This window comes from Rhizobium terrae (assembly GCF_003425685.1).
In the GTDB taxonomy this organism is placed as follows: Bacteria; Pseudomonadota; Alphaproteobacteria; order Rhizobiales; family Rhizobiaceae; genus Neorhizobium; species Neorhizobium terrae.
The window spans coordinates 1-4,143 of the sequence record NZ_QJKM01000051.1; the positions used below are offsets into that span (position 1 = coordinate 1).

General features: G+C 58.7%; 3 protein-coding genes, 1 tRNA gene, 1 rRNA gene and 2 pseudogenes. 2 read left to right on the plus strand and 5 right to left on the minus strand.

The genetic code is table 11. From position 1 onward, the window contains the following. Together DMO26_RS35220 and DMO26_RS33100 are read left to right on the plus strand one after the other, a co-directional pair. A pseudogene (locus tag DMO26_RS35220) lies at window positions 1–72 on the plus strand (ATP-binding protein); the annotation flags it as partial. Between the two features lie 420 nt (window positions 73–492). Next, window positions 493–699: pseudogene (locus tag DMO26_RS33100) on the plus strand (integrase core domain-containing protein); the annotation flags it as partial. 23 nt (window positions 700–722) lie between these two features. Here the strand turns inward: DMO26_RS33100 and DMO26_RS34875 are convergent. The 5 genes from DMO26_RS34875 to rrf form a co-directional block, all read right to left on the minus strand. After that, complete coding sequence (locus DMO26_RS34875) at window positions 723–2,528, minus strand: recombinase family protein (protein ID WP_264319390.1); 1,806 nt, start codon at window positions 2,526–2,528, stop codon at window positions 723–725. Then, a complete protein-coding gene (locus DMO26_RS34880) occupies window positions 2,515–2,787 on the minus strand; it encodes a recombinase family protein (protein ID WP_264319391.1) in 273 nt (90 codons plus the stop codon). The genes DMO26_RS34875 and DMO26_RS34880 overlap by 14 nt, the downstream gene beginning before the upstream one ends. Further along, entirely contained in the window at window positions 2,777–2,974 is a 198-nt protein-coding gene (locus tag DMO26_RS33110; protein WP_117196506.1) for a hypothetical protein, read from the minus strand. The genes DMO26_RS34880 and DMO26_RS33110 overlap by 11 nt, the downstream gene beginning before the upstream one ends. Before the next feature lie 650 nt (window positions 2,975–3,624). Then, window positions 3,625–3,701, minus strand: a tRNA-Met gene (locus DMO26_RS33120). Between the two features lie 331 nt (window positions 3,702–4,032). After that, a 5S ribosomal RNA gene (gene rrf / locus DMO26_RS33125) occupies window positions 4,033–4,143 on the minus strand; the annotation flags it as partial.

The following is a 4,143-nucleotide window of genomic DNA, read 5'->3' on the forward strand; positions in this document are numbered from 1 at the left end:
GAAAAGCGCCGCTCCGGCCTTCTGCAGAAGGCCGGAGCGGCGCTTGAAACCAACGAAACGACAAACCAGTGAAAGGGGTCAATTCCTGATGTCGGCAAAGGGGTCAATTCCTCGTGTCGCTTGACAAGGGTACGGTGATAATTGCCGGTAGCTTCAAAGCCGACGACGATTGGTTGTGCCATGGAAGCGAGTTCCTCTACCAAGCGGTCATAGTCACTCTTGGTCGCCATCACCGTCTTACGTCGGCGCCGGCCACCCTCGGGCCGCTCGATAAGAATCTCCTGACGGTGCTTCGACATATCGATCGCGACCAGCACGGCGTTTGTCGGAGTAGAAAGATATTTGGTCATGGCTTGTCGCCTCCAAAGTGTTGCCTCGACAACTTCACTTTAGAGACCTGTGGACTAGCCATGACCACCAGTACGGCGCGCTGCGCTACGTACGGCTTCGCGCGCCGTCGGCCATGTCAGAGCAAGATTCCCGATGTGCTACGGCACGGAACTGACCTCAATGGCAGTCCTCAGGTGGTGCCAGCAGACCCGTGTCGAGTGGCATTACATCGCGCCGGAGAAGCCGATGCAAAACGGCTTCGTGGAAAGCTTCAACGGCAGTTTCCGCGACGAGTGCCTCAACGAAACACTGTTCTCGTCACTGCCTCACGCCAGAGCCGAGATCACGGCATGGAAGGAGGATTACAATCCTGTTTCATAACGCCCATCTTTCTATGTTGTTGAAGGAAATAGGTTCTCCTGACCTGGATGTGATCCTGCGGGGTGTCGCGGGTTCTGCCGGGCGCGCTCGAGGATCTGGCATGCTTCTGGCGTTGCCAGTTTTGAACGGCTGAAGATCCATGGACCATCGGGCAGCGGGTGAGAACCGTCAATCTCGCCGGCCTCGGCTGCCAGAGGCAGCGTTTTTGGCGTGATCCCGAGCAACTTCGCCGCACCGCCCAGATTAAGCCAAGGCTCGACCCCGTCGATCTGCGGACGGAAGACCGGAATCTTGCGATATGACCTCAGCGCGGTGACCCTCTCCCGTGTCCAGCGATTGCCGTTGCCGGTCGTCAGTCCGTTGCGATTGAGGACGCCGGCAATCACATCATCATTGGCGATCAAGACGAGCTGTCTCACCGCGTCGACAATATCCTCAGGGGTCGCGTTTCTTTGGCCACGGCGCCGCTTCGGCAGACGCAGCTCGGTGTGGACGCCTCCAACCCAATGCATGATGAGGACGATCTCAGAGGTTCCATCATCGAGATCGGCGACCACTTCATTGATGAGCGTGCGCACGATGCGCTTCTTCAGCCTTGCATCGGTTGTCGGCGCCGTCCAGACAGTGCGAAGGTTTCCCGCAAGTGCGGTTACCTGTGATGCGGGCATGGGGAACGGCTGCGGCGTAACTGTCCGATGCTTGGCAATCTTGGCCTCGATCTCACTGACGCCTGTCAGCGCCTTGTTCCAGCGTGCTTCCAACTCCGACGTCACCAGCCTATTCTCCGGATCTGCCGCGTCATATTGCCGGAATGCCCGGTCGGCTACATAGCGCGCTGCCTCGAGATCGCGCAGCAGGGCATCCTGAACCTGGTCGCGTTGGCTGGCCACATTACGTTCCGCCTCGATGGCGGCGGCAATGGCTCCTGGTTCGACCACGCCGAGCAGTGCCTCTTCGATCGCGTCATCGACCCGCAGATCGCCGAAAGCAATGCAGCGAGGCTCACCATTATCGAGTAGACCACGCCAGCAGGAATAGCGCGGAATGTTATGCTTGTTTCCGGTGTACCGGACGGTCAGCTTTCGACCGCATCTCTTGCAACGGAAAAGGCCGGCAAGCAGAGCGTCGCCGTGCTTCGGCGCCCCGTGATGGCGGCTGGCTGGCACATTGTCGCTGACCATCTTGCGGATCTCCTCCGCCCGTTCCCAACTGATGTAGCCTTCATGTGCATCCGGGATCAGCGCCAGCCATTCATCACGCGCCTTGCGACGAATTCCAGACCGGCCATCGTATCGGGGCACGGAGCGACTCTTACTATAAGCATAAGCGCCGCCGTAGATCGGGTTCGCAATCATCCGGTGGATGGTGGCATAATTTGGCCTGCGCCAGATGACGTCACCATTGGTGTACCTGACAGGCAGGTCCAACCCCTGCTCAAGGAACCATAGCAAGGCCTGCCGGGCACTGCCGAGTTCGGTGACCTTGTTGAAGACGAGTGCGATGGCTTCCTGGATGCGTCGGTCTGGATCCTTCTCGATCCTATCACCGGCCTTTACGAAGCCGGCCGGAACACTGACGACGAGTTCACCGCGGCGAGCCTTCTCATAGCGGGCGGAAAGGGAACGCTGACGCAAGAGATCGAGCTCATACTCGTTGAGGCTGCCCTTCAAACCCAAGAGCAGGCGATCGTTGCCCTGACGAGGCGCGTAAACTGCTTCCTGGTCGACCAGGACGGTATCGACAACGCGGCACATCTCGATGAGTTGCTGCCAATCGCGGCTATTGCGGGCGAAGCGCGATACCTCACGCGCGGCCACGGCGCCGACCTTGCCCAGGCAATACTTCCGCCACCATCCGGTCAAATCCAGCGCGGGTCACGCCGCCGGCGGCCGAACGACCAAGGTCGTCATCCACTGTCTCTATATGTGACCATCCAAGCGCTGCCAGACGGTCGCGCATGGCGTACTGGAGGGCGCTGCTTTCTCGATTGTGCAGAACCTGGTGAGCCGAGGACTGCCGAACATAGAGGATGGCCTTCCGCTCCAGATGATGCGGCCCGATCTTCTCATGCATCATGGCCGGTCTCCTTCTGTTGGGAGGCACGCCCGCACCTTGCGTGATCGACGAACAGCCGCACGATGAGCACCGTCAGCGCTTGGCGGGTCTCCTCCGGCAACTCCGGCCATTGCGGCATCCCTGCCGTCTTCCCCCGCTGCGGGGCCGAGAACAGATCGAACTGGTATGTCATGGACTGGCGAGGCATGGACATCTCTCCGACTCGTTTCGTGAGAGACCAATGCTGCGCCCATTACCGAAGATTGCGATGAGGCATCAGCGTCCTTCAGCAATCTTGCCAAAGTATGCAGGCTTGCGAGATCGACGTGCGGGACCGCAAGGCTGCGCCAACAACCACTCACAGATCGGTCGAACATCCACGACGGGACTTCAAGAAGTCGGTCAGAGGAAGCACCAGAAAGGCTGCAGCGGAAAATACCCGTCCCTTGGGACAGCGCCTCATGGACGTGAACGAGCCGCCCCGACCAGGGATGCCACGGATACAAAAGCTCGCGAACCTCGGTCCCGTGGGTGTTCTGTCGTCGTGTTGTACAACAGGCAACGACCCCATTCTCGCTGGGCAACATCACGCCCACCGAATTCGCTAGGAAAATGACTATGGAAAAACAGGCCGCATGAGGCCAGATTGAAAACCCAAGACTCTCCGAAACGCTGGAGGAAACTTGGAGCTCAGGTCAGTCTTTCTCCCCGCAGCCCTTTTCGCAGTTGGTTGCGGGTTACGGCACCCCGGATTTGATCCTCCGATTTAAGTAATTGATTTTGTTGATATGAACTTTGTGGCAGAAACATACTCTGCCTAGTAACCTATTTGATTACCAGGGTTTTTCGAGATAGGTTTGGTTGCGGGGGCAGGATTTGAACCTGCGGCCTTCAGGTTATGAGCCTGACGAGCTACCGGGCTGCTCCACCCCGCGCCATCTGGGTAAGCCGCTGTGCGGCTTATCCGGTTTGTGCAAACCCGAGGGGTTTGTCACGGTGATGTAGGTGCGCAGCACTTACATCTACTGCCGGAGCAAATTGCCGGCGGCGATTTGTCTCCTGTAAGGGGCGCACCGAGCAGCTCGGTGAGCGATCCTTGGCATTTCATTGTCTGCAATGTGCCTTAAACGACAAAAGCCGCCTTTGTGGGCGGCCCTTGGGATCGGCCAGGGGCCGTAGGTTTCGTGATCGAGAAGATTATCCTTGTTTTCGCATGCCGCTTTCCGAAGCTTTACGCTTCGGGCGCATGCGTGTTGCGTTTTGCAGACCTGGCAGCGACCTACTCTCCCGCGTCTTGAGACGAAGTACCATTGGCGCAGGGGTGTTTCACGGCCGTGTTCGGAATGGGAACGGGTGCAGCCACCCCGCAATGACCAC